Genomic DNA, 23,124 nt, shown 5'->3' on the forward strand with positions numbered 1-23,124 from the left:
CCAAACAGAAGAGGACGGCGGCGGGAGGTTCCGCCGTCGTCCGCTTCTTCCGGGGGCAGGACTTCCGCGCAACAGAGGATACGAAGTAGAGTCCCCAGTTATGAGCAGCTCATCCCCACGGAACGCAACAGCACCACTAAAGCGCGAAACGTTCTCCTCGCGCCGGCTCTTCATCCTTTCCGCCATCGGCTCGGCGGTGGGTTTGGGGAACATTTGGCGCTTCCCGTACATCGCCTATGACAACGGCGGCGGGGCGTTCCTGATCCCGTACCTGGTCGCACTGCTGACGGCGGGCATCCCGCTGCTGTTCCTGGACTACGCCGTGGGCCATAAGTTCCGCGGCTCGGCGCCGCTGGCGTACCGGCGGCTCCATAGGGCGGCCGAACCCCTGGGCTGGTGGCAGGTGCTGGTCTGCTTCGTGATCGCCGCCTACTACGCGGTGATCATTGCCTGGTCCCTGATGTACACCATCTTCTCCTTCACTGAGGCCTGGGGCGACGACGCCGAGGGCTACTTCTTCGGGGACTTCCTCCAGCTCGCCGAGGCCCCGGGGCTCGGCTTCAGCTACGTGCCGTCCGTTTTCTTCCCGTTGCTGCTGATCTGGGTGGCGGTGATCGTCATTATGGTGGCGGGAATCCGGAAGGGAATCTCACGCGCCAACTCGGTGCTGCTGCCGCTTCTGGTGGTGATGTTCCTCCTCCTGGTGGTCCAATCACTCTTCCTGCCCGGTGCCGCCCAGGGCCTTAACGCCTTCTTCACCCCCGACTGGTCCGCGCTCGCCGATCCTGGAGTGTGGGCTGCCGCGTACGGGCACATCTTCTTCTCGCTGTCCGTGGGCTACGGCATTATGGTGACCTACTCCTCCTACCTGAAGCGCAAGACCGACCTGACGGGCTCAGGCATGGTGGTTGCCTTCGCTAACTCAGGGTTCGAGATCCTCGCCGGAATCGGCGTTTTCGCGGCCCTCGGATTTATGGCGCAGGCCGCCGGTGCGGGAGTCAACGATGTGGTGACACAGGGAATCGGCCTGGCGTTCGTCGCGTTCCCGACCATCGTTTCGCAGGCTCCGTTCGGCGGACTGATGGGCGTGCTGTTCTTCGGCTCGCTGGTGTTCGCGGGCGTCACATCCCTGATCTCCGTCCTGGAAGTCATCGTCTCAGCGGTGCAGGACAAGCTGGGCTGGGGCCGCGTCAGGACCTCTGTTATTGTCAGCGGCCTCGTCGCTGTTGTCTCCCTCGCGCTCTTCCCGACGGCGACCGGCCTGTACCTGCTGGATACCTCCGATGCGTTCGTGAACAGCTTCGGGATCACGCTGGGGGCGCTGGTGACCGTGGTGATCATCGCGTGGTTCCTGCGGAAGCTGCCGCTGCTGTCCGGGCACCTGAACAGGATTTCCACTATCAAGATGCGGCGTGGCTGGATGGTGCTGGTGGCCGGCGTTGTGCCCCTGGCGCTGATCTACATGGTGGCTAACGAATTCATCAGCAAGATCTCCACCACCTATGAGGGCTATCCCGACTGGTTCGTGGGCATCTTCGGCTGGGGCATGGCCGGCGGCCTGGTGGTCCTGGCCGTAGTGCTGACCTTCATCCCCTGGAGCCGCAAATCCAAGGCCCACCACGATCCCGAATACGACTCAGTGGTGGAAGCAGAAGCAAAGGAGACGGCACTGTGACACCTGTTGCGATTGCCATGATGATCATCGCCATACTCACGGTCTGGGGAGGGCTGACGCTCGCGCTGCTCAACCTTAAACGGCACCCGGAAGACGAGGGCGCGCTGCCCGAGGAGCAGGCACCGGAGCTCTAACGGTGGTTGGGCCTGTCGAAACCGGGCCCGGTGCTAGCCAGCCAACGTCCGGTCCACCCACTGCCTGACTGTGAATGCATCGGGCAGAATTTCGCGGGTCTGCTGCGTGCTTATGTCGAACCGGTTCGCGCGCAGCCACCGCCACATCGTCGTCAGGTCCGTTCCAACGAATCGCTCAAAGAGCGGGACCGGAATAGGGAATCCATGGGGTTTCCGCCCGGTCCGTTCTGCCCAGATGTTGCGGCATTGATCGATTGACTGAACATCGGCCGCCAAACTGAGGACCGTGCCGCCCCACCTTTCGGGTGCGGCAAACACGCGTGCTGTAATGGCTCCCAGGTCATCGAGGCACAGCCAGCCTACGGGCCTTGACGGGCCCATCAGCTTTGGCATGACCTGCCAGGTGGAGAGCTGTGGATAGTACTTTTTGTCCGTCATGAGCTCCATAAACGCCATCGGCCGGAGCACGGTAAGGGGCAGGCCCCTTTCGTGGAAGCCTTGCGCTATTACCAGCTTTGAATCCCACGAGCCGACGCCCGTTTCCACGTCGCCCACTCCGGCAGCGCCGTAAACCACGTGCTGGACGCCTGATTGTGCCGCTGCCTCAGCTACGTTGCGCCCTTGCCGAACCTCGGCGTCTGCGCTGCTGGTCATGGGGTTCTGGACGTTGAACACGCCATGGGCGTCGGCAAAGGCAGGCAGGAGGGAGGAGATGTCCTCAGCGTCGGCGCGCTGGATTGATGCACCGGACTCGCGGAGTGCCAGGGAAGCGGCGCTGGACGGATTGCGTGTTAGAGCGCGCACTTGCCACCCGTCCTGCAGCAAGTGGCGAACCACGGCGGAACCTTGCCGTCCGGTTGCGCCCACCACTGCCACGACGCCGCGCGTTCCCCCGACTGAGGAAGAATCCATGGCAAAAGTATGGCACCGGGCCGCGCAGTTTGGGCGGGCAGTTTTCTGTCAGAGCCGCAGTTCCATAAACACGCTGTTGGGGTCCAGCGTGTAGTCGGCAAACGGCGGGCATTCCGTGAAGCCGTTCCGTGCGTACAGCCGACGGGCCGGCGCGAAGTAGTCCTCGGTTCCGGTCTCCAGATACACACGCTCGAGCTTCCTGGCCCGGGCGTCGTCGAGGATGTGCCGCAGCATCAGTGTGGCCACGCCGCGGCCCCGGGCAGCTGCCGTGGTCCGCATGGATTTGATCTCGCCGTACCTGGCTGAGCCTGGCACCAGTGAACCGGACTCGGAATCCAGGATCTTGAGTGCGCCGCAGCCCAGCAGCTGGCCGTCCTCCCGGGCGGTCCAAAAGGTGATCAACGGAGCGGCCAGCGCGGAGTGGTCAAGGGCGTGAACGCTCTCCGCGGGCGAGGTGGCGAACATGTCCGCCAGGTGTTCGCTCAGGAGCTGGTGTACGTCGTCGCGTGTGGGAGCGTCCCGGTCAATGTGGATCATCGCCCCTAAATTTACCGGCTAGGCCGCGTCCCGCCGGTCTGGCTATTGCTCGCCGGATTCGGAGAACGTGAACAGGTCCTCGATGCTGGTGTTAAACGTCCTGGCAAGGCGGAATGCCAGCGGAAGGGAAGGGTCAAATCGTCCGCGTTCGATCGAGATAATCGTCTGCCTCGATACTCCCACCCGCTCGGCCAGTGCTGCTTGGGAAAGACCATGCTCTGCGCGTAACTGCCCGATGGTGTTCTCCATCAGGCGTTCTTGCGACGAAGGACCTGATACCGGACGCCCAAACTCAGAGCCGCAAACGCGGCCGTGCCCATGAGCGCTGCAACGCCTGTGAGCGGGAGGCCGCTGAGGGCAACGACGGCACTGCCTACTCCCGCCAGGACGAACACGTCCGTAAGGGCGCCGAAGCCTGCTCGGTGAAGCCATGAAACCTCAACTCCCTGGTCTGCGTGAAGGTCTGCTTTCACGGTGTACCGGGAGATGAGCAGTACCCACAGCAGCGCGCCCACTGGTCCAAGAACCGACAATCCAAAGACCCAGAACGCCACGGCAAAGGATTCCGGGTAAAGAAATCGGGCAATGAGGGCGGCTGCGCCAAAAGACACCGCAAGGGAGAGGGCAATGGTGGCAGACCAAGCGCTGATTGGAGCGCGCGGTGCCCGGGTGCTGACCATGATGGAGTCCTCCTGCGGAGTGGTGGTTCGGATGAACTCCATCATTGGTCAAGTACGCTTTACTGTCAAGCGTGCTTTACAAGCCGGCTTGCCCTCTCCCTTCCAGTAGCCCGGCGCTACGCCGGCGTCGGCACCACGCTGCAGTCCGCCGTCGTGCCTTCCAGCTGCGGTGCCCAACCGTCAGCACCCTGCAGGTACGTCCGCACCGTGAAGTTGCCGGCGTCGGCTGGCGGCAGCTGCGGGCGGTCGGCCGTGACCTCGGCTCCGGGGCCGCGGTTGTTGTACTCGTGGAACCGGGCCTCGCGCCAGGAGAAGCCGCTCATGTCCGTCCAGGGAGTCCCGGAAATGTGCGCACCCAGCCACGAGTCCCGGTACAGGACCTGCGCCACCGCCCGCGGATCACCGCCTGCGTGCCAGGGCCGGCCCAGGTGGACGCTCTTCTCGGCGGCATCGGAGACCAGGCGGCACTGGTCAAAGAGGTAGCCGTAGGTGATGGACAGATCCAGGCTTCCGGCCGTGACGTAGCCGTTGTTCGTCGTCGAGCCCCGGTTCAGGGACCGGATCTCGCAGCCGCTGAACACGGCGGTGCCGCGGCCGAAGATGAAGTCCACGTCGCCCTCCACGTAGCAGCCCTGGAAGTGGAAACGCGACTGTACGCCCGTGGCCGGGGAGTTGACCAGCAGGGTGTCCTGGTTGCCCAGGCACCTGACATTGCTCAGGACTGAACGGTCCGCGGTGATGTGCAATGCCACCGCCTGGCGGTCCTTTATGTCCATGTTCGCGGCTTCGTCGAAGTCGTTGCTGAACGTCAGGTTCCGGGCCACGAAGTCCGGGCCGTCAATCCGCACGGACGCGCTGCCGGACGTGCCGAAGTTGCCCGTCCCGTCAGGCTTGGGCGTGCCGGACGCGTTGTTGTAGACGATTACCACGTCCTCGGGCCTGCTGCCTTGCCCAATGAAGGAGATCCGTGGTTTGCTGCTGGGCACCCGGACCGCCTCCCGGTACGTGCCCGGCTGGATCCGGATGATCGTCCGCCTGACGTTGCCGGAAGGAACGGAATCGACGGCGGACTGGACCGTCGCGAATGCCTTGCCGGGGCCGACGTCGAGCGTTACCGGAATATCGATGGGGCGTTCTGAAGGCCAGAACATTCCCAGCAGCGGGTCTGTGGCGCCGTCGATATTCAGGAAATAACCGGGCGGAACGATCTGCTTCGACTGCATCTCTCGGGCCACCAGCCGTGCCACCGCAAGGGCTCCGGCAGCCTGGAAGTGCGTGTTGTCCTCCGAGCCTTCCGGGTACTGCGGGTGTTGACCGGGGGACAGGAACAGGAACTGGGACTTGGTTCCTTCGGGTCCCAGCTCCTGCCACAACGCCTTTGAGGACTCGGTCAGGTCCACCAGCGGAGTGCCTGTCGCGGCCGCGAGTTCCCGGACCGCCTGGGGGTATGCCCCGTGGGAATCCCGGGCGTTGCCGAAGGAGTCGAAGCGGCGGCGCTCCACGGGCGTGACCAGCACAGGCTTGCCGCCCTTGGCCCTCGCGCCGTCCACATACCGGCTCAGGTACTCCTTGAACGTGGTGTCCGGGAGGGTTCCGCGCGCCGGATCCGTGACTTTTTCGTCGTTGTGCCCGAACGAGATCAGCAGGTAATCGCCCGGCAGCATCAGCGCCAGAACCCGGTCCAGGAGGCCGGCGTCGGCGAAGCTCTTGGAGGACGCGCCGGACCAGGCGTAATCGAACACGGTCGCCTGTGGTCCCAGCAGCAGCGGCAGTGCCTGGCCCCAGCCTGCGCGCGGCCGCTCAGACTGCTGATACGCGGACGATGTCGAGTCGCCGACGACGAAGATCACCGGTTTGGTGCGGGGCAGGGCAGGGTCGACGGCGGCCGGCGTGACGGCATGTGCGATGCCCGTCCCCGAGAAGGCAACTGTCCCGGCGGTCAATGCCAGTGAGGTCAGGACGCTGCGGCGGGTCGGCAGGAAGGCGGCCATCAGTTCGCTCCTCCTGCGGCCGACCCTGCCGTGGCTCCTGCGGTGGCTCCCGCGGTAAAGATGGGGCCGGTGGTGTTCTGGAGCAGGGCGGGTACTGACTGTGCCGGGTGGACCTGGGTGCGGAAGGACGGCGTCCAGGAGGTGTCCGTAACCAGCTGGTTTTCAGGCGTGGCGGCGGCGTTGTACTCGGCGAGCAGGTCCGTGATCTGGCCGTTGACGGCGTTGCCGATGGTGGTGATTCCCGTCCCCTTGTAGCGGCCGATGATGCTTGCCGGATCAATATCCGCCGGCAGGGTGAACGCATTGGCCTCGGCGTAGAGGTGGGAATCGAAGCCGGCGCCCAGTGTGTAACCGTAGGGGATGGTGCTGTCCCCGGTCACCAGGAAGTGGTTGTTGTACACATCCACCTGGCCGAACCGGACGCGTGGTGCCCGCTGGCCCACGTTCTCGAAGACGTTGTGGTGGATCGTCACTCGCAGCTTGCCGGGGTCCCCGCGGGTGGGGGAGTCCGTGGAGCCGATCAGCAGCAGCTTGTCGTGGTCCGCAAACCGGTTGAAGGACATGGTCACCAGGTCCGAACCGTTGGTGACGTCCACGGCGCCGTCATGCACCTGGTACGGGCGGCCGAAGTAGAGCGGCTGGTTGCTGTCCAGGTTGGGTGCGTCGGTGAAGGTGGAGTGGTCGATCCACACGTGCGTGGCGCCGTTGATGACCTGGAGCATGTCGTATTCGCTGTTCCAGTTGCCTTCGGCGCCGTCCGTCGGATCCCAGGAGGGGAAGCAGTCATGGGCGTCCCGTACGGTGAGGTTGCGGAAAATCACGTTGGTGGCGCCGTTGATGCGCAGGGCTGCGCCCGTGATGGTGCTGTCCGGGGTGGCCCCCACGATGGTGGTGTTGCTGGGGATGTCGATGCGGATGTTCCGGGCCTGCTTGGTGGCGGCGGCCCGTCGTGCAGTTTCCTGGGGCCCGGACGGTTCCTGGGTGCGTCCGTAGGTGGCCGGATCGAAGGCCTGCAGGTACTGCTCCAGGCTGTATCCGGTGCCCTCCGCGTAGTTCTCGCAAGTCAGCTTCGACCCGTCGGCGGCAGTGTTGGCATCAATGGTTCCGTGGACGCGGACGATCTTGGGCTGTGTGCCTGCGGCGGCAAAGGCGGCCATCAGTTCGGCCTTGGTGCCGACGTCGTAAACGTTGCTCTCTTCGGCGGCAGCACCGCCGGTGGTGCCGGTTCCCTCAGATGCCCAGCCGTTTCCCTGACCCAGGACCTGGCGCTCCAGCGGGGTCTGGGATGTTTGCGCGGCGGGGTCGGCAACTGGATTGGGAGACGCCCCTGCAGGCGCCGAAATGATGAGGGTTCCCGCCACAGCAATGGCTGCGGACATGGATAAGTACCTGCTGCGTTTTCGCATGTTCTCTCTTCCGTCATTGGAATGAACTGCGCCCCGGTCCGGCAGCTGCTGTGATGCCGGTCACCACGGAGGCGCTGAAAGGAGACTACTCAGAAAACGGTTTCTCAGCAAGGGGATGTTGTCCAGCTGATGCGTGAAGACCACGTGGTCCAGGATTCGCCGCGAGGTAATTCGCCGGAGGGAAAATGGGATTGGATTCGCAATATTGTTTGGCTGGCTTAAAAAATAAAACCAGGTATGGTGGCGGTAACGCATAGCAAAGAAAGGCGTGGTCCCTATGTCAGGAAAGTCCCCGCGAAGCGGCTCCGCTAAAAAGGCCGGCAGGTCAATTCTCGAAAAGCGCGCCGACAAAAAGGCCAAAAATGAGAACAACGAGCTGAATTTCAGCAAGCCGCGCAAAAACCAGCGTTAGTACCTGCGGGCAGCCGAAAAAGGGACTCCTGGCCCTCCCGGCTGCCCGCGCCACCCGCGCTGGCCGCGGTCAGCATCAAGGACGCATTCCATGAACATGTCACACAGTGCGCTGGTGGTCCCAGCCGCACTCAACCATCCGGTTCACATCATCCTGGTGGAGCTGGGTACAGGCCCGATTCTTCGGCATATTCACGGAGATTCTGGACGCCTTTTTGGCATTGACTGGTGTGTCTACCCCATCAACGGGGACAGCAGGGCAACTCTGCCGAACGTTCGCGCGGAGGTCCTCATCCGTGAAGCCGGCATTGACCTGGACGAGGTTGTCTACGGGTCCGCGGCGTTCCTGGGAATTGGAATCACGGGTCGCGAATCGGATGTTCCTCGTCACCTCATCCGGCTGGCCGAGCAGCTGTTTGACATGCCCTTGGCTGCATAGGCCGGCATTCCTGGAATTTCCACTTCACTTCAGTCGCAGCCCAGTTCGGTAGTTTGTGCACTGAAGGCCGGGAGCGGACAGATTCCCGTCTAGAATTGCAAGGTAGAAGTCCGGGCCATGGTCCGGATAAAAGCGGTGTAAGGCGGGGAAGTCAATGATTAGCAAAGATACCAACGCGACCGGCTATTTCCGCGCCAAACTTCAATTCGAGATCGACGTCATGGACGTCGCGGACCGGCTGGCGTCAGAGGAGTTCGTCCTGGTGGACACCCGCCGTAGGGCTTCCTGGGACCACGGCCATATCCCGGGCGCCATTCACCTGCCTACGGCGCAGATCGAGTCCCGCGCCGCAGAAGTGATCCCGGAAGGTACAGCGGTGGTGGTCTACTCGTGGGGTCCTGGCTGTAACGGCAGTACCTTCGCCGCCTTGGCATTCTCGGTTCTTGGCTACCCGGTGCGCGAAATGATCGGCGGTGTCGAATATTGGGCCCGCAACGGCCTCCCGCTGGAAACCGCGTCGGGCACGGAGGTTCCGGAACCTGACCCTTTGGTGACGGCCCACCAGCCTTAAACGTTCGACGGCGGCTCCCGGGTGGGTGCCACCGTCGAACGTTACTGCTGTGGGAACGGAATTTAGCCCGTCACGGCAAGGGCGTCGATCTCCACCAGCATCACTTCGTGCGGCAGGTCAACGAACACTGTGGTGCGGCTGGGGAGCTGGCCGCTGGGGACGTTTTCGCGGATGAATTCGCCGTAGACCTCGTTCATGGCGGCGAAGTCGTCACGGGTGGTCAGGTAGACGCGGAACATCAGCACGTCTTCCACGGAGGAGCCGCCGGCTTCAAGGATGGCCTTGACGTTCTCCAGGGTGCGGCGGGTCTGGACGCGGACGTCGCCGTCGCCGATGTACTGGTTGGTGGCAGGATCCATGGGGCCCTGGCCGGAGACCTGGAACATGCCGCCCTTCTTGATTCCCTGCGAGAAGACGTGCGCGGGGGCGGGGGCGTTGTCGGTCAGTACAATTTCTTTTTCACTCATGGTGAGGTCCTTTCGTGGCTGATCCAGCCGAGGTCGCGGGAGATTGCTTCGGTGCTGGCTTTGAGGTCCGGCAGCAGCTCCAGCAGTCCTTCGTAGCTGAGCATCACCACCGGTACCGAACAGGAGGCTGCCGCAACAACGGCGCCGCTGGCATCGCGGATGGGCGCGGCAATGCAGTGCACAAAGGCTTCGTGCTCGGCGTTGTCGTGGGCCCAGCCCTGGATCCTGACCTGTTCCAGTTCGGCCAGCAGGGCCTCCGGTGAGGTCAGGGTGTTTTCGGTGACTTTGACGTAGTCCAGGCCCGCGGCAATGCGTTCCTGGCGGCTGCGGGGCATGTCCGCCAGCAGCACTTTGGACACCGCGGCGGAATGCAGGGAAGCTGTGAGCCCGATCCGTGAGTACATCCGTACAGGGTGGTGGGATTCGAACTTGTCGATGTAGACCACCTCGTTGCCCTCGAATTCCGCCAGGTGCACGGTGTGCCCGGTGCGGCCGTTCAGGTCCGCCAGATGCGGGTGCGCCACCTTGCGGATATCCCGCTGTTCCAGGGCCAGGGAGGACAGCTCGAACAGCTTGGCTCCCAGGCGGAACCGCTGTTCATCGTCGCGGACCACAAACCGCTTTTCCTCCAGAGCGTGCAGCAGCCGCATCACGGTGGTCTTGTGTACGGACGCCGTGGACGCCAGTTCGTCCAGGGTGGCCGGTTTGGCTGCGAGTTCCGCTAGCAGGTCCATGGCCCGCATCAGGCTTTGGCTCAAGGCGCCACGCTCCGGTCATTGTTGTTGAAGTGCCCGCCGGACACCTGGATGGCTGCCCACTGGGCATCTGTGGATTCAAGGATCGCAGAAAGTTCAGTGGCCTCGGGAAGCGGGCCCCGGTCTCCGTGCACCGTCAGCGTGCATGCCGCGGCAACGTGGCCCCGGCGCAGGCTGGCTTTCTGGTCCAGCCCGAACAGCACGCCGCTGAGGTATCCGGCGGCGAACGAATCTCCCGCCCCCACAGGCTCCAGGACGTCAACTGACAGGGCCGGCACCTCCGCGCGGCTGCCATCCCGGCTCAGGGCGATGGCGCTGATTGCCTCGTTCTTGATGACCAGGACGGGCGGGTCCGGCATCAGGCTGCGGAGTTCGGCCTCATCGGTGGTGCCGAACGCGTGCTCGGCTTCGTCCTTGCCCACCAGGACAATGTCCGCCATGTTGGCCAGCTTCCGCAGGACGGACCGGTCGCGGCCTTCCCACAGGGCCGGACGCCAATTGACGTCAAAACTGATCAGCGTTCCTTCTCGGGGAGCGGCGAGGATCGCCTCTGTCAGTTCCAGGCATTCGGGGGACAGGGCGGCGGTGATGCCGCTGAGGTGGATCAGCGCTGCCTGCTCCAGCAGGGATCCGACGGCGGGATTGGCAAGGGTTCCCGGGCCCATCGCGGAAGCGGCGGAACCCTGGCGGTAATACAGCACTGAACTGCCACCGTCGGAGTCCGTTTCCTGCGCCGGCACCTTCACGTACAGGCCGGTGGGCAGGTCCTGGTCAACTTCCACGCCGGTGACCCCCACGCTGTGGCTGCGCAGTTCGTCCAGGATTCGCGTGCCGAACCCGTCGTTGCCCACCCTGCCTACCCAGTGCGCTTCCAGGCCCATGGCGGCGAGGCCCATGGCAACGTTCGATTCCGCACCGCCCACGCCGCAGTGCAGCTCAGTGGCCTGATGCAGCGGGATGGCCCCCACGGGGGTGAGCATGGCCATCGTTTCGCCCAGGCATACAGCTGAAAGCATCTGACTCCCGCACTCCCTCTTGCGCTTTTCAGCGGCAGTTTTGGCAGGCAGGGGAAGGGTATTTCCCCGGCCGGACTGCGGTTGGCCGGGCCTCGGCCGCCCTTGACTCGCAATCCTGCACCATGTTAGACATATCACCAACAGCTTTGCAACCAGCGTTGCAAAATACGCAACGCTGACGAAAAGAGCAGCGAAGTGCCCCACCATGAAGGGAACGAACCGGTGAACATCTCCACGCCCGACGCCGGGGCAGCAGTCCCGGCCATAGCGGCAGACGCCATCTCCCGCCTCGCAGACGTCCAGCTCAGTTGGCGGCACAAGGCCGTGCCCGCCTCAGCCAACGGCAGCAGCCATCGCGGGTTCCTCACCGGTAAACCAACACTGGGCGACTTCCAGACGCCACTCCTGACGCTGGACGCCGCGGCGATGCGTGCCAACGCGGACCGGCTGGCGCAGTGGTGCGCCGCGCACAACGTCCTCCTGGCTCCGCACGGCAAAACCACCATGGCCCCGCAACTCTGGGCCGAACAGCTGGACCGCGGGGCCTGGGGGATCACCGTGGCCAACTTCGCCCAGCTTCGGGTGGCCCGGGAATTCGGCGTGCGGCGCCTCCAACTGGCCAACAGCCTCACGGATCCGCACGCCATTGAATGGGTGGCCTCCGTTGCGGGCCCGGACCAGGCCATCCTGTCCTGGGTGGATTCCGTGGACACGGTGGACGTCATCAGCCGCACGCTGGAAGCCGCCGGAAGCACCGCAGTCCTGGACGTGCTGGTGGAACTCGGTGGCCTGGGCGGCCGTACCGGAGCCCGTGGGATTGAGGCCGCACTCGAGGTTGCCCGCGCCGTCGCCGTTTCCCCGCATGTGCGCCTGGTGGGCGTCAGCGGCTACGAAGGATCACTGGCACATACCGCTGATTCCCTCGCACTGCAGGCCGTCCGGGGCTACCTCGGCCAGATCCGCGTACTCCACGAACAACTCCAGGCGGACAACCTCTACGGCACCCGCAACGTCATCCTCACCGCCGGCGGGAGCGCGTATTTTGACGACGTGGTGGACGTGCTCTCACCCTGCAGCAATGCCAACGTCCAGGTCATGATCCGCAGCGGCGCCTACATCATCCACGACGACGGCTTCTACTGCGGGATCTCGCCCTTCTCCCGCCACGGCGGCCAGCCGTTCAAGGCCGGGATGCACGGCTGGGCCCGAGTGGTCTCCCAGCCGGAACCGGGCCTCGCCATCCTCGATGCCGGCAAGCGGGACCTGCCCGTGGACGAAGGCCTGCCCCGGCCGCAGCTGATCGGCCCCACCCTGGGAGGACCCATGAGTCCGCTGGAGGGCGCCAGCATCACCGCCGTCAACGATCAGCATTGCTTTATGGCGTTCGACGCCGGAACCACCACAGTGCGTCCCGGCGACGTGGTGCGGCTTGGCCTATCACACCCTTGCACCGCGTTCGACAAATGGACCCTCATCCCCGTGCTGGCTGACGCCGACGGTGACCAGGCCGTCGTCGACCTCATCCACACCTTTTTCTAGGAGCACGGGATGAAGACACTCATCAGCAACGCCGTCCTGGTGGACGGCACCGGCGGGGCCCGCCGGACAGTGGACGTCCTGCTGGATGGCGCCGTGATTGCGGAAATTTCCGACGCCGGCAGCCTCACCTCCGGGGCGACCGCCGCGGCCGGGGACGTGGGCACCATCGACGCCACCGGCCTGGTGCTCAGCCCCGGTTTTATTGACATGCACGCCCACTCGGACCTGCAGCTCCTGGTCAACCCGGACCACTACGCCAAGCTCAGCCAGGGAGTCACCACCGAACTGCTGGGCCAGGACGGGCTCTCCTACGCGCCGGTGGACGATGCCACCCTGGCTGGCGTCCGCCAGAAGATCGCAGGCTGGAATGACAACCCGGAAGATTTCGACTGGAACTGGCGCACGGTGGGGGAGTACCTGGACCGCCTGGACACGGAGTACGACGGCGGCCGGATCGCCACCAACGCCGCCTACCTGGTGCCGCAGGGCACCGTGCGGGCACTGGTGATGGGCTTCGACGACGCCCAGCCCAGCCCTGCACAACTGGAACGGATGCGTGAGGTGGTTCGGGCAGGGATGACGGAGGGCGCCGTCGGAATGTCCTCCGGCCTGACCTACACGCCCGGCATGTACGCCACCACTGAAGAACTCGGCGCGCTGTGCAGCGCGGTGGGTGAGCTGGGCGGGTTCTATGCGCCGCACCACCGCTCCTACGGGAAAGGTGCGCTGGGTGCGTACGCGGAGATGATCGGGCTGAGCCGGGACACCGGCTGCGCCCTTCACCTCTCCCACGCCACCATGAACTTCGCTGAGAACAAGGGCCGGGCAGGCGAATTGCTGGACCTGATCGACGAAGCCCTGGACGCGGGCGTGGATATCACCCTGGACACCTACCCGTACCTGCCCGGCGCCACCACACTGTCCGCAATCCTCCCCAGCTGGGCCTCCGCCGGCGGTACCGACGCCACCCTGGAACGCCTCCGCGACCCGGAAACCAAAGCCAGGATCCGCGAAAACGTGGAAATCTACGGCTCGGACGGCTGCCACGGCGTGGTGGCCGAATGGGACACCCTGGAAATCAGCGGCGTGCAGAACCCGGCGCTCGCAGCCTACGTGGGCCGTACCATCGCCCGGATTGCCGCTGAAGAAGGCCGCGAACCCTTCGAAGTTTTCACCGGAATCCTCCTCGATGACCGCTGCGGCACTGGCATCCTGCAGCACGTGGGGCATGAGGAAAACGTCCGGGCCATCATGGTGCACCGGACGCACACCGGCGGCAGCGACGGCCTGCTGGTGGGCGGCAAACCGCACCCGCGGGCATGGGGAACCTTCCCCCGATACCTGGGCCATTACTGCCGGGAACTGGGCCTGATGAGCCTGGAGGAAACCGTGCACCACCTCACCGGCAGGCCCGCAGCCCGGCTCAAGCTGGACCGCCGCGGCCTGGTCCGCGAAGGGTACGCCGCGGACCTGGTCCTCTTCGACCCGGAGACCATCCGGGACACCGCCACCTTCGAGAATCCACGCCAGCCCGCAGCCGGCATCCACTACGTCTTCGTCAACGGCACCCCAGCCATCGACGCCGGGCAACCCACCGGAGCCCGCGCCGGACGTGCCCTCCGCCGCCACAGCGACGGCCTCACCAGAACAGGAACCAGCGCATGACCCCCGACGATTTCCTCCGCCAGCTCGAGGCGGACCGCACCCTTGCGGTGGTCCGCGCCCCCGCCATCCCGGACGCCGCGGAACTCTGCAAAGCCCTTGCCGACGGCGGCATCCGCAGTGTTGAGCTGACGTTCACCACCCCGGACGCACTCACCCATGTGAAGCGCGCGGCGGAGACGGCAGCAGAGCATGGTGCCGCCGTCGGAATCGGAACGGTACTGACCGGCGACCAGGCGAGGGCCGCAATCGACGCCGGCGCGCAGTTCCTGGTGACGCCGGGGCTGCGGCCCGAGGTCGCCGCGGTGGCCGTCAAGGCCGGCATTCCGTTCAGCCTTGGCGCCATGACCCCCACCGAAGTGGCGCAGGCGCTGGACCTTGGGTCCGCCGTCGTCAAGATTTTCCCCGCCCGGCAGCTCGGCCCTGCCTACCTGAAAGACCTCCAGGGCCCCTACCCCGGAATCCGGCTCCTGCCGTCCGGAGGCATCGACGCCTCCAATGCCAGGAGCTACCTTGACGCCGGTGCCGCAGCAGTCTGCTGCGGAACCAGCGTTGTTCCACCAGCCGCTGTCGCCGCCGGCGACTGGGCGGACATTTCAGCCAGGGCCGCCGCCTTCACCGGCGCCCTCAAGTAGAAAAGCATCCCCATGACTGAATTTCTGGACTGGTTGCGGAATGACACCGCTGGCCTTCTCCTCCTTGCCGGCACGGGCATAGCCCTGCTGCTGTTCCTGATCATCCGGGTCAAAATCGAGCCGTTTATTGCCCTGGTGGGAACCAGCGTGGTGGTGGCGCTGCTGGGCGGCGTCACTGTTGAGGCGCTGGTGGGATCGCCCACCAAGAGCGGAGACGCCCTGATTGAAAAGGGCTTCGCCGGGATCCTGGGCCACATCACCCTGATCATCGGCCTCGGTACCGTCCTGGGCGCCATCCTGGAGCGGTCCGGCGGCGCAGAGGTGCTGCTCGGCAAGCTTGTGAAGGTGTTCGGCGAAAAGGGCACGCCGCTGGCCATGGGCATCACCGGCTTTGTGCTGGGTATCCCGGTGTTCTTCGACATCGGCATCTTCGTCCTGGCACCGCTGGTATATGTCGCAGCGATCCGCGGCGGCAAGTCGCTGGCGCTGTATGCGCTGCCCCTGCTGGCGGGCCTCTCCGTAACCCACGCCTTCCTGCCGCCGCACCCGGGTCCCGTGGCTGCGGCAGGCCTGTTCGGCGTCGAGCTTGGCTGGATCATCCTGATGGGCCTGGCCTGTGGCATCCCCGCCTGGTTCGCTTCGGGCATTCTCTGGGGCACCTGGATCGGCAAGCGGGTCATGATTGAGGTCCCCGAGGACCGCGTCATCCCGGAAGCGGAAGAAGCCAGGGGCCACGAGCCGTCCATCGGCACCGTCTCCCTGGCCATCGGCCTGCCCATGGTGCTGATCCTCGGCGCCACGTTCGGCAACGTGTTCCTCCCGGCCGGTACCCTGCGTGACGTCCTGGTGTTCTTCGGCAACCCCGCCATCGCGCTGACCGTTGCCGTTGCCCTGTCCATGTACCTGCTGGGCACCCGCCGCGGCATGAGCGCGAAGGACCTGTCGGATCTTAGCTCTGCATCGCTGAAGCCGGTGGGCATGATCCTGCTGGTTGTTGGTGCCGGTGCCTTCTTCGGTGCCGTGCTTTCGGCCACCGGCGTGGGCAAGGCTGTGGCCGATTCGCTGGCCACCGCCGGACTCCCGCTGATCCTGTCCGCCTACGTCATCGCCTGCGGCATGCGCATCGCCCAGGGCTCGGCCACCGTTGCGATCGTGACCACGGGCGGCATCCTTGCTCCCACCCTCACCAGCGGCGACTTTTCGCAGCCGCAGCTGGCCCTGATCGCCATCGCCATCTCCTCCGGCTCGATCATCGCCAGCCACGTCAACGATGGCGGCTTCTGGATCATCGCCAAGTACTTCAACATGTCCGTCAAGGACACACTGAAGACCTGGACGGTGCTGGAAACCGTGCTGTCAGTAGTGGGCTTCGGTATGGCGGCGCTGCTGTACCAGTTCGTGCAGTAACCGGATCCCAAAGCCCTTCGCCGTTTCGACGGTTCCGTGCGTACACGATGATTCGGATCGTCGTGAGCGTACGGAACCGTCGAAACGGAGGGCGGGGGGACGGAGGGAACGTACGACGGCGGCACTCACGTGAGTGCCGCCGTCGAACCGGACGTGGGGGAGAGTTACGCCGTGGCCAGGGACGCCAGGATGGGCGCCATGCTTTCCTGCATGTATTCGGCCACCTCGCTTTGGGTGATGGCGACGTCGAGCACGAACAGGCCGTCGGCGCCGGCGGCAAGCCATTCCTTGAGGGCCTGAAGGTCGGCGAGGGACCTCATCTTCACGCCGTGGGCACCCATGGCCTGCCCGATGGCGCTGAAGTCCACCTCTGGGATCTGCATGGCTGTGTCGTCCAGGCCGCGCGCAGCGTATTGGTGGATTTCGGCACCGTAGGCGGCATCGTTGAACACCACCATCACGCCGCTGGAGATGGTGCGGACAGCTGAATCAAGATCAGCCAGCGCCATCAGGGCGCCGCCGTCGCCGGCAACCAGCACGGTGATCCGCTCCGGCCGTGCCACCGCGGCCCCGGCCGCGGCCGGGATACCCAGGCCGATCGACTGGAACGCGGTGCCCACCATCATGAGGCCCTGCGGGTCGGGCGCCTGGCAGTACATGGGGATCCAGCCGCAGAAGTGGCCGCCGTCCTGGACGATGGTCCGCTCGGCCGGAAGGAGCGCGTCCAGCTGCTGGGCCACGGCGCGGGGATTCAACCGTCCGTCAGCAGCGAACTCGTCTGCGGGTTGTTCTTCCCGGAAGGACGGCAGGAGCACCTCGGGGTGCCTGCTGCGCCAGCCCTCGGCCACGGGGGTTACCGCGGCAGTCAGTGCCTCCGCCATCTCCGCAACGTCAGACTGGACGAAGCGGGTGACCCTGGGATTGGTAGCGGCGCCCAGTTCATCGATCTGCACCACCTCGGCGTCGTCGGCAAACAGCGAGCCGTAACGGGTCTGGAAAGCGTTGAGGCTGGCACCGGCAACAATAACGACGTCGGCCGTGCGCATCAGCTGCAAGGGTGCGGTCCGGGAGAACCCGCCGGCAATGCCGAGGTCCCACGGGGTGTCGAGGTAGCTGCGCGCCATCACGGAGGAAGCGAACAGGGCCCCGACCTTGTCGCCCAATGCCACCAGAGCGGCGCCCGCACCGGAAATGACCGCACCGTTGCCCGCCAGGATCAGTGGCCGCTGTGCGCGGTTGAGCAGTGCCGCAACCTGTTCCACATCGGCGGACTTGGGTGCAACCCGCGGAGCCGCTGGCTGGGCTGGCGCCGGTTCCTGGGGCCCGGCCGGTTCGCTGGAGAGGTCGTAGGGGATGGAGACAATGATCGGGCAGCGCTCGCGGCTGGCGGTTGCCCACGCGTCAGCGGTGACGCGGGCAGCGTTGCCGGCGGAGACCGTGAAGGTCTGGACGCCCAGGCCCTGCGCCACCATCAACTGGTCGATGTCCCACGGGCGGGGTCCGATTGTAGGGGCTTCGCCTACTACCAGCACCATCGGCGTCCGCGCCTTCGCGGCCTCGGTCAGGGCTGTCAAAGCGTTGGTGAAACCGGCCCCGTAGGTCACGGTGGCCAGGGCGATCCTGCCCGATGCCCGGTAGTAGGCGTCCGCCATGGCAACGGTTCCGGCTTCATGCCGGGCACTGACGTACGGCACACCACGGCTGGTGAGGTTGCTGGTGAAGAAGGCATTGCCGTTGCCCATCAGGCCAAATACGGCTTCGGTGTGCTGTGCGCAGACGTCGGCGACGACGTCGGATACGTTAGGGGACTCAGTCACGGTCAATTCCTTGGGGTTAGGGCAGCGGGGGCCAGAAGCCCGGTTGCCTGGCGGGCTACGTCCAGGACTCTGTCGTTGGCTTCCGCGGTGCCGATGGTGATCCGGATTCCTTCGTCGGCGAAGGCCCGGACGGACAAGGCGTTTTCCTCGAACAGGGCAGCGAGGGCAGCCGTTTGCCCGCCGGTGTTGAGCCAGAGGAAGTTGGCCTCGGACGGCAGGACGGGAAGGCCTGCAGCCAGCAGCGCGGCGTACATCCGACGGCGCTCGGCAACAAGGACGTCGATCCGCTCCTGGAGTTCGCCCTCGGCTTCCAGGGACGCCAGCCCGGCCTGCTGTGCCAGCGCGGTGACACCGAACGGCACGGCAACCTTGCGGAGGTTGGTGATCAGTTCAGCTGCCGCAATGGCATAGCCCAGGCGGAGTCCGGCCAGGCCGTACGCCTTGGAAAAGGTATGCAGGACCGCAACATTGCGGTACTTGCGGAACATCTCAATGCCGACGGCGGTACCGGGGTCGGTGTTGAAGTGGACGTACGCCTCATCCAGTACCACCACCACGTCAGCGGGGACTGACTGGAGGAAAGCCTCAACTTCCGCTGCCCCAACCACGGTGCCTGTGGGGTTGTTCGGGTTGCATACGAAAATGACCTTCGTCCGTGGCGTCACTGCCGCAGCCATCGCAACCAGGTCGTGGCCGCCGTCGGCCGTCAGCGGGATGGGCTGCGGTGTGGCGCCCGCTGCTGTTGCCAGGAGTGGGTATGCCTCAAAGGACCGCCAGGCAAACATCACAGAGTCGCCAGGGTTGGTGACAGCGTGGATGATCTGGCTGGCCACCTCAACGGAGCCGGCACCAAGAGCCACGTTGTCCGGCGAGATTCCCCAACGGTCCGCGATGGCCAGGGTGAGCTCCTCGGCAGCCATCTCCGGATACAGGTTGATGCTGGGCACGGCAGCCGTGACGGCGGCAAGTACCGAAGGCAGGGGTGGGTAGGGGTTCTCGTTGGCGGAGAGCTTGTAGGCCGTGACGCCGTCGATGCCCCGGGGAGCTTTCCCCTGGCGATAGGGCGGAAAGTTCTCTAGTCCGGCGCGCTGCGGGATGGTCATTGGTTCTCCTGGTGAGCGGAGCAGATGGGACAATGGAGCGCAGGAGCGCTTGTTTTTCCGACAGTAAGTAGCGGTCATCACATAAACAAGCTGCATGCCCGCGGCCGGACAAACTGCTAAGAGTGACGCAGCTCACGCGCCTTCCGCTGTGCAACTTGCTCAGGTTTTTCCCGATACGTTGCTCATGCCCTCGCAAGTGACTACCGTCACTCAAGGCGCTCACCGGTGAGTCACCGGGCCGGGCGTCCCATATTCCTTTCGAGGTGGATCACGTCCGCCTCCTGACTCTGATGAGGCACCTGCATGGAGACTGCTGTAACGACTGCTGCGCCCCCTGAAACGCGGTCCGGACTGGGCCGGTCCATGAATTCACGCCAGCTGACCATGATGGGGCTGGGCAGCGCCATCGGCACCGGGTTGTTCCTGGGTTCCGGCGTGGGCGTCCAGGCTGCAGGGCCTGCCGTGCTGCTGTCCTACCTGGTGGCAGGCACGCTCGTCATCATCGTGATGCAGGCTTTGGGGGAACTGGCCGCAGCCAACCCAAGTTCGGGAGCGTTTTCCGTCTATACCCAGAAGGCGTTCGGAAAGACCGCAGGATCAACCGTCGGCTGGCTCTGGTGGTTCCAGCTTGTTGTGGTGATCGCCGCCGAGGCCCTGGGTGCTGCCGCCCTTCTGGCCTCGGTGTTTCCGGGACTGCCTGTGTGGCTCCTGTCCCTGGCGTTTATTGGCGTTTTCTCGATCATCAACGTCGCCGGCGTGAAGAACTACGGGGAATTCGAGTTCTGGTTTGCCATCCTCAAGGTCGCCGCCATCATCATGTTCCTCATGATTGGCGCGGCCCTGATCTTTGGCTGGCTTCCCAACGTGGCTTCGCCCGGCCTGACCAACATTTTTGGCAACGGCGGGTTCGCTCCGGCCGGCTGGGCCGGGATTGCCTCCGCACTCCTGGTAGTGGTGTTTGCCTTCGGCGGAACGGAGATCGTGAGCGTTGCCGCGGCGGAAACGGCTGATCCGGTCCGCAGCGTCGGCAAAGCCATCCGCACCGTCGTGTGGCGCATTATGGTCTTCTACATCGGGTCCCTGGCCATCATCGTGACCGTTGTGCCCTGGGACTCCGAGGCGCTCAGCTCCCCGTTCGCTGCGGTCCTGGCTGTCGCGCGGATCCCGGGCGCGGAAACTGCCATCATCCTGGTGGCCGTCGTGGCCCTCCTGTCCGCGCTGAACGCCAACCTGTACGGCGCTTCCAGGATGATCTACTCACTGGCTGAGCGTGGCGATGCCCCACGGCTGCTCCTGCAGCTCAACAGGGTGAAAGCGCCGGTTGTTGCTGTCCTGGTGTCGGTGGCCGTAGGGATCGTCTCCACCGTCCTGGAACTGTTCTTCCCCGATCGGATCCTCCCGGCGCTGCTGAACCTGGTGGGGTCAACTGTCCTCCTGGTGTGGGCCGCGGTTCTTTTGTCCCAGTTTGTCCTCCGCCGGCGGGCAGATGAGGCAGGCCAGGCCCTCACCTTGCGGATGCGGGCCTTTCCGTACCTGACCATGGCCGGCATGGTGATACTCGCGGCCATCCTCATCCTCACCTGCTTTGACCCGGTCGCCAGGACGCAGCTCCTCTCCACCATCGCGCTTACCGCCGGCATTGCGGTGGCCTGCAAGCTGGCGGCACGTTCCCGCAGCATGCCGGAACAGGACGTTGAGGTCAGGTAGCGGCAGCTTCCAGCAGCGGCAGGGTCCTGCCCTGGAAGTGGGTGTTCAGCACGATCACCGAGGACGAGCGAAGAATGGTCTTCGTGGCGATCATTGCATCGAGCACACGCTGCAGATCCGAATTGGACCGCGCAACGATGCGCACCATCAGGTCAAAGCTCCCGGAAACGGTGTGGATCTCCATCAGCTCGGGAATCCCGGCCAGGACCTCCACCACCGTGTCGTGTCCCATGTCCTGATTGATGGTGAGCGAGCAGAAGGACACCACCGGGAAGCCGAAGTGGGCGGGGTCCGGCTGCGGCACCCAGGATCCGATGACGCCGTTCTCCACCATCTTGTCCAGCCGGGACTGGACCGTGGCGCGGGAAATCTTCAGGATCCGCGAAGCCTCCAGCACCGAAGACCTCGGCGAATCGGTAAAGAACCTGACAATTTTGGCATCGATTCCGTCGACTGACACCACAAGCCTCGCCTCCACTCGGTAGTCCTACTGCAGAATGCCAGGTTTCCCAGGGAAAACTCTGCAATCTGCCAACTGCTTCTAGAGTGTAACGGCTGGACCGTTGCGCCGGGATTAAGTTTGCCCCGGGAGCAAAGCAACAGCGGACGACGGCGGGTTCCCTCCCGCCGTCGTCCGCTGGCGTTTGTGGTGGGGTGCTTACCGCATGGTCTCCAGTTCCCGTTCCGCACTGGAGGTCGCAGGGGAGCGCCGCCCCGGAAGCGTCAACACCACCAGGCTGCCAAGGACCAGCGCTGCACCAAGCCAGGCCGGCGCGGCAAGTCGTTCGCCCACGATTACTACGGCGAGGAGGGCTGCCACTACGGTCTCCGTCAGCGAGATGGTGGTTGCCGTGCTGGCCCGGACCCGGGCCAGGCCCCAGCCAAACAGGACATACCCGGCGAACATGGGAACAAGGGCCATATAGGCGCCCACGGCGAAGTTCTGCCACGAGGCAAGCAGCGGAGCGCCGGTGAAGGCCAGGACGGGCATCAGGATCAGGCCGCCAATACCGAAGACCGCGCCCATGGATGCCGCCGACGGGATGCCCGTGCTGATCAGCCGGTGGGCCGCCCACGAGTAGAGGGCGTATGTCAGGCCAGCCGCCAGTCCCAGCCCGATGCCGGCCATGGTGGACCAGGCTGAACCGCCCAACGTGGCCGAATGCCCGGTGTCCGCAAAGCAGAGCAGCACGGCGCCGGTGACGCCCAGCGTCGCCCCAATGGTCCACCGGCGCGTGAACGGCCGCTTGTCCACCACGCGCTCCACCACTGCTGAAGCCAGGGGAGCGGAGCCGATGGAGACCACCGTTCCCACCGCCACGCCCGCCAAGTGCATGGACGAGTAGAACGCCAGGGGGTAGGTGGCCACGGCCAGCGCGCCGAGCATCAGGATCCGCCCCTGGCCCTTCAACTCACCGGAAAACGCAGCGATGGGCCGGGCCGCAATGGCCGCCTGAAGGAGTCCGCCGAACCCCATGGCAACGGCGCCGATGGCCAGCGGACTCACGTCCGGGGCGAACGTGGCGGCCGTGCCGGTGGTTCCCCATAGCAGTGAGGCGGCGAGGACGAACACGGCGCCCCACATGCCGCCGTCGAACTTTGCCGCTTTCACCGGGCTTCCAGCATGGCTGCGGCAATCCTGCGGGCTTCGCGGATGCAGCGGTCGTTTCCTTCCAGTCCTGCCCGGACCATGGAACCCTCCAGGAGGAACGCCAGGTGGTGGGCCATCGCGGCGGTTTCCCTGGGCGACTGCTTTAACGCCTCGGCCACATGCCCGGCCAGCAGCGCCTCCACTTCCTCCTTGTGGCGGCGCACGGCTTCCCGGCCGGGATCGCCAACCGGCAATTCGGCTGCGGCGTTCAGCAGGCCGCAGCCGCGGAATCCGTGGCTGTAGGCAAAGTTGGCGTGGTCGGCGTAGGCATCGAACACGGCGAGGACCCGTTCCTTAGGGTTGCCGGCCTTGGCCAGCCGGGCCCTGTACAACTCCAGCCACTCCTGATGCCGCGCATCCAGGTACGCGGACACCAGCTCGGCCTTTGACGCGAAGTTGTTGTACAGGCTTTTCTTGGCCACTCCTGCCTCAGCCGTGATGGCGTCGATTCCGGTCCCGGCCAGGCCGTCAGCGTAGAAGCGCCGGGCCGCGGCCTCCAACAGCGCATCACGCGCGGGCCGGCGCCGGGTGCCAGGTGCTGCTGTGGCTGGCGCTGCAGTGGCTGGCCCTGCAGTGGCAGTTGCTGCGCTGCTGTCAGTCATGATTACT

Annotated in this window: 23 protein-coding genes; 9 read left to right on the top strand and 14 right to left on the bottom strand. The window is 65.1% G+C overall.

Annotated features, from left to right (window positions below):
- Positions 1 to 100 precede the first annotated feature (100 nt).
- Together ACPJW8_RS03445 and ACPJW8_RS03450 are read left to right on the top strand one after the other, a co-directional pair.
- Positions 101 to 1,675 (top strand): sodium-dependent transporter, encoded by a 1,575-nt coding sequence (locus ACPJW8_RS03445; RefSeq protein WP_330188275.1) that lies wholly within the window; start codon positions 101 to 103, stop codon positions 1,673 to 1,675.
- A complete protein-coding gene (locus tag ACPJW8_RS03450) occupies positions 1,672 to 1,809 on the top strand; it encodes a methionine/alanine import family NSS transporter small subunit (RefSeq protein WP_330188276.1) in 138 nt (45 codons plus the stop codon). The genes ACPJW8_RS03445 and ACPJW8_RS03450 overlap by 4 nt, the downstream gene beginning before the upstream one ends.
- A 33-nt stretch (positions 1,810 to 1,842) precedes the next feature.
- On the opposite strand, the gene ACPJW8_RS03455 is transcribed toward ACPJW8_RS03450, so the two are convergent.
- The 6 genes from ACPJW8_RS03455 to ACPJW8_RS03480 form a co-directional block, all read right to left on the bottom strand.
- A complete protein-coding gene (locus ACPJW8_RS03455) occupies positions 1,843 to 2,721 on the bottom strand; it encodes an NmrA/HSCARG family protein (RefSeq protein WP_330188277.1) in 879 nt (292 codons plus the stop codon).
- A gap of 48 nt (positions 2,722 to 2,769) precedes the next feature.
- Complete coding sequence (locus ACPJW8_RS03460; protein ID WP_330188278.1) at positions 2,770 to 3,258, bottom strand: GNAT family N-acetyltransferase; 489 nt, start codon at positions 3,256 to 3,258, stop codon at positions 2,770 to 2,772.
- 42 nt (positions 3,259 to 3,300) lie between these two features.
- Positions 3,301 to 3,507, bottom strand: a complete 207-nt coding sequence (locus ACPJW8_RS03465; protein ID WP_330188279.1) for a helix-turn-helix transcriptional regulator — start codon at positions 3,505 to 3,507, stop codon at positions 3,301 to 3,303.
- Positions 3,507 to 3,983 carry a hypothetical protein gene (locus tag ACPJW8_RS03470; RefSeq protein WP_330188280.1) on the bottom strand — a complete coding sequence of 159 codons (477 nt, stop codon included), beginning with the start codon at positions 3,981 to 3,983 and terminating at the stop codon, positions 3,507 to 3,509. The genes ACPJW8_RS03465 and ACPJW8_RS03470 overlap by 1 nt, the downstream gene beginning before the upstream one ends.
- A 71-nt stretch (positions 3,984 to 4,054) precedes the next feature.
- Positions 4,055 to 5,929: a pectinesterase family protein gene (locus tag ACPJW8_RS03475; protein ID WP_330188281.1), complete on the bottom strand. Its 1,875-nt coding sequence runs from the start codon at positions 5,927 to 5,929 to the stop codon at positions 4,055 to 4,057.
- The gene (locus tag ACPJW8_RS03480) at positions 5,929 to 7,308 is read right to left on the bottom strand and encodes a pectate lyase (protein ID WP_330188282.1); all 1,380 of its coding nucleotides are present in this window, start codon (positions 7,306 to 7,308) and stop codon (positions 5,929 to 5,931) included. Before ACPJW8_RS03480 ends, ACPJW8_RS03475 begins: the two co-directional genes overlap by 1 nt.
- A 529-nt stretch (positions 7,309 to 7,837) precedes the next feature.
- Here ACPJW8_RS03480 and ACPJW8_RS03485 point away from each other — a divergent pair.
- Together ACPJW8_RS03485 and ACPJW8_RS03490 are read left to right on the top strand one after the other, a co-directional pair.
- Entirely contained in the window at positions 7,838 to 8,185 is a 348-nt protein-coding gene (locus ACPJW8_RS03485; protein WP_330188283.1) for a hypothetical protein, read from the top strand.
- Between the two features lie 154 nt (positions 8,186 to 8,339).
- Positions 8,340 to 8,756, top strand: a complete 417-nt coding sequence (locus tag ACPJW8_RS03490; RefSeq protein WP_330188284.1) for a rhodanese-like domain-containing protein — start codon at positions 8,340 to 8,342, stop codon at positions 8,754 to 8,756.
- Between the two features lie 62 nt (positions 8,757 to 8,818).
- Here ACPJW8_RS03490 and ACPJW8_RS03495 read toward each other — a convergent pair whose 3' ends face one another.
- The 3 genes from ACPJW8_RS03495 to ACPJW8_RS03505 are packed head-to-tail and all read right to left on the bottom strand — an operon-like array spanning position 8,819 to position 10,994.
- Complete coding sequence (locus ACPJW8_RS03495) at positions 8,819 to 9,223, bottom strand: RidA family protein (protein ID WP_330188285.1); 405 nt, start codon at positions 9,221 to 9,223, stop codon at positions 8,819 to 8,821.
- On the bottom strand, positions 9,220 to 9,966 hold the full coding sequence (locus ACPJW8_RS03500) for an IclR family transcriptional regulator (protein ID WP_330188316.1): 747 nt from the start codon (positions 9,964 to 9,966) through the stop codon (positions 9,220 to 9,222). Before ACPJW8_RS03500 ends, ACPJW8_RS03495 begins: the two co-directional genes overlap by 4 nt.
- Positions 9,967 to 9,977: 11 nt before the next feature.
- On the bottom strand, positions 9,978 to 10,994 hold the full coding sequence (locus ACPJW8_RS03505) for a sugar kinase (RefSeq protein WP_330188286.1): 1,017 nt from the start codon (positions 10,992 to 10,994) through the stop codon (positions 9,978 to 9,980).
- A 264-nt stretch (positions 10,995 to 11,258) separates the two neighbouring features.
- On the opposite strand from ACPJW8_RS03505, the gene ACPJW8_RS03510 reads away from it, so the two are divergent.
- Genes ACPJW8_RS03510 through ACPJW8_RS03525 form a run of 4 tightly spaced genes read left to right on the top strand, consistent with a single transcriptional unit; the run spans position 11,259 to position 16,237 of the window.
- Positions 11,259 to 12,533 (top strand): amino acid deaminase, encoded by a 1,275-nt coding sequence (locus ACPJW8_RS03510; RefSeq protein WP_425256448.1) that lies wholly within the window; start codon positions 11,259 to 11,261, stop codon positions 12,531 to 12,533.
- A gap of 9 nt (positions 12,534 to 12,542) precedes the next feature.
- Positions 12,543 to 14,198, top strand: coding sequence for a D-aminoacylase (locus ACPJW8_RS03515; protein ID WP_330188288.1), 1,656 nt, complete (start codon positions 12,543 to 12,545; stop codon positions 14,196 to 14,198).
- Complete coding sequence (locus ACPJW8_RS03520; protein WP_330188289.1) at positions 14,195 to 14,830, top strand: bifunctional 4-hydroxy-2-oxoglutarate aldolase/2-dehydro-3-deoxy-phosphogluconate aldolase; 636 nt, start codon at positions 14,195 to 14,197, stop codon at positions 14,828 to 14,830. The genes ACPJW8_RS03515 and ACPJW8_RS03520 overlap by 4 nt, the downstream gene beginning before the upstream one ends.
- A 12-nt stretch (positions 14,831 to 14,842) precedes the next feature.
- Complete coding sequence (locus ACPJW8_RS03525) at positions 14,843 to 16,237, top strand: GntP family permease (protein WP_330188290.1); 1,395 nt, start codon at positions 14,843 to 14,845, stop codon at positions 16,235 to 16,237.
- 164 nt (positions 16,238 to 16,401) lie between these two features.
- Here ACPJW8_RS03525 and ACPJW8_RS03530 read toward each other — a convergent pair whose 3' ends face one another.
- Together ACPJW8_RS03530 and hisC are read right to left on the bottom strand one after the other, a co-directional pair.
- Positions 16,402 to 18,054, bottom strand: coding sequence for a thiamine pyrophosphate-binding protein (locus tag ACPJW8_RS03530; protein WP_330188291.1), 1,653 nt, complete (start codon positions 18,052 to 18,054; stop codon positions 16,402 to 16,404).
- 2 nt (positions 18,055 to 18,056) lie between these two features.
- Positions 18,057 to 19,157, bottom strand: a complete 1,101-nt coding sequence (gene hisC / locus ACPJW8_RS03535) for a histidinol-phosphate transaminase (protein WP_330188292.1) — start codon at positions 19,155 to 19,157, stop codon at positions 18,057 to 18,059.
- A 303-nt stretch (positions 19,158 to 19,460) separates the two neighbouring features.
- On the opposite strand from hisC, the gene ACPJW8_RS03540 reads away from it, so the two are divergent.
- On the top strand, positions 19,461 to 20,864 hold the full coding sequence (locus tag ACPJW8_RS03540) for an amino acid permease (RefSeq protein WP_330188293.1): 1,404 nt from the start codon (positions 19,461 to 19,463) through the stop codon (positions 20,862 to 20,864).
- On the opposite strand, the gene ACPJW8_RS03545 is transcribed toward ACPJW8_RS03540, so the two are convergent.
- The 3 genes from ACPJW8_RS03545 to ACPJW8_RS03555 form a co-directional block, all read right to left on the bottom strand.
- Entirely contained in the window at positions 20,857 to 21,324 is a 468-nt protein-coding gene (locus tag ACPJW8_RS03545; protein ID WP_330188317.1) for an Lrp/AsnC family transcriptional regulator, read from the bottom strand. The genes ACPJW8_RS03540 and ACPJW8_RS03545 overlap by 8 nt on opposite strands.
- A gap of 198 nt (positions 21,325 to 21,522) precedes the next feature.
- Complete coding sequence (locus ACPJW8_RS03550) at positions 21,523 to 22,449, bottom strand: DMT family transporter (protein ID WP_330188318.1); 927 nt, start codon at positions 22,447 to 22,449, stop codon at positions 21,523 to 21,525.
- A 23-nt stretch (positions 22,450 to 22,472) separates the two neighbouring features.
- Entirely contained in the window at positions 22,473 to 23,117 is a 645-nt protein-coding gene (locus tag ACPJW8_RS03555; protein WP_330194163.1) for a TetR/AcrR family transcriptional regulator, read from the bottom strand.
- Between the last annotated feature and the right edge of the window lie 7 nt (positions 23,118 to 23,124).

The sequence above is a fragment of the Pseudarthrobacter sp. J47 genome, assembly GCF_049810315.1.
In the GTDB taxonomy this organism is placed as follows: Bacteria; Actinomycetota; Actinomycetes; order Actinomycetales; family Micrococcaceae; genus Arthrobacter.

Excerpts from the sequence above, each read along its gene's own strand:
- ACPJW8_RS03495 (WP_330188285.1), bottom strand. The coding sequence starts at position 9,223 with ATGAGTGAAAAAGAAATTGTACTGACCGACAACGCCCCCGCCCCCGCG.
- ACPJW8_RS03480 (WP_330188282.1), bottom strand. The coding sequence starts at position 7,308 with ATGTCCGCAGCCATTGCTGTGGCGGGAACCCTCATCATTTCGGCGCCT.
- ACPJW8_RS03445 (WP_330188275.1), top strand. The coding sequence starts at position 101 with ATGAGCAGCTCATCCCCACGGAACGCAACAGCACCACTAAAGCGCGAA.
- ACPJW8_RS03525 (WP_330188290.1), top strand. The coding sequence starts at position 14,843 with ATGACTGAATTTCTGGACTGGTTGCGGAATGACACCGCTGGCCTTCTC.
- ACPJW8_RS03455 (WP_330188277.1), bottom strand. The coding sequence starts at position 2,721 with ATGGATTCTTCCTCAGTCGGGGGAACGCGCGGCGTCGTGGCAGTGGTG.
- ACPJW8_RS03465 (WP_330188279.1), bottom strand. The coding sequence starts at position 3,507 with ATGGAGAACACCATCGGGCAGTTACGCGCAGAGCATGGTCTTTCCCAA.
- ACPJW8_RS03540 (WP_330188293.1), top strand. The coding sequence starts at position 19,461 with ATGGAGACTGCTGTAACGACTGCTGCGCCCCCTGAAACGCGGTCCGGA.
- ACPJW8_RS03485 (WP_330188283.1), top strand. The coding sequence starts at position 7,838 with ATGAACATGTCACACAGTGCGCTGGTGGTCCCAGCCGCACTCAACCAT.
- ACPJW8_RS03500 (WP_330188316.1), bottom strand. The coding sequence starts at position 9,966 with ATGCGGGCCATGGACCTGCTAGCGGAACTCGCAGCCAAACCGGCCACC.
- ACPJW8_RS03550 (WP_330188318.1), bottom strand. The coding sequence starts at position 22,449 with ATGTGGGGCGCCGTGTTCGTCCTCGCCGCCTCACTGCTATGGGGAACC.
- ACPJW8_RS03555 (WP_330194163.1), bottom strand. The coding sequence starts at position 23,117 with ATGACTGACAGCAGCGCAGCAACTGCCACTGCAGGGCCAGCCACTGCA.
- ACPJW8_RS03505 (WP_330188286.1), bottom strand. The coding sequence starts at position 10,994 with ATGCTTTCAGCTGTATGCCTGGGCGAAACGATGGCCATGCTCACCCCC.
- ACPJW8_RS03475 (WP_330188281.1), bottom strand. The coding sequence starts at position 5,929 with ATGGCCGCCTTCCTGCCGACCCGCCGCAGCGTCCTGACCTCACTGGCA.
- ACPJW8_RS03490 (WP_330188284.1), top strand. The coding sequence starts at position 8,340 with ATGATTAGCAAAGATACCAACGCGACCGGCTATTTCCGCGCCAAACTT.
- ACPJW8_RS03460 (WP_330188278.1), bottom strand. The coding sequence starts at position 3,258 with ATGATCCACATTGACCGGGACGCTCCCACACGCGACGACGTACACCAG.
- ACPJW8_RS03470 (WP_330188280.1), bottom strand. The coding sequence starts at position 3,983 with ATGATGGAGTTCATCCGAACCACCACTCCGCAGGAGGACTCCATCATG.
- ACPJW8_RS03520 (WP_330188289.1), top strand. The coding sequence starts at position 14,195 with ATGACCCCCGACGATTTCCTCCGCCAGCTCGAGGCGGACCGCACCCTT.
- hisC (WP_330188292.1), bottom strand. The coding sequence starts at position 19,157 with ATGACCATCCCGCAGCGCGCCGGACTAGAGAACTTTCCGCCCTATCGC.
- ACPJW8_RS03515 (WP_330188288.1), top strand. The coding sequence starts at position 12,543 with ATGAAGACACTCATCAGCAACGCCGTCCTGGTGGACGGCACCGGCGGG.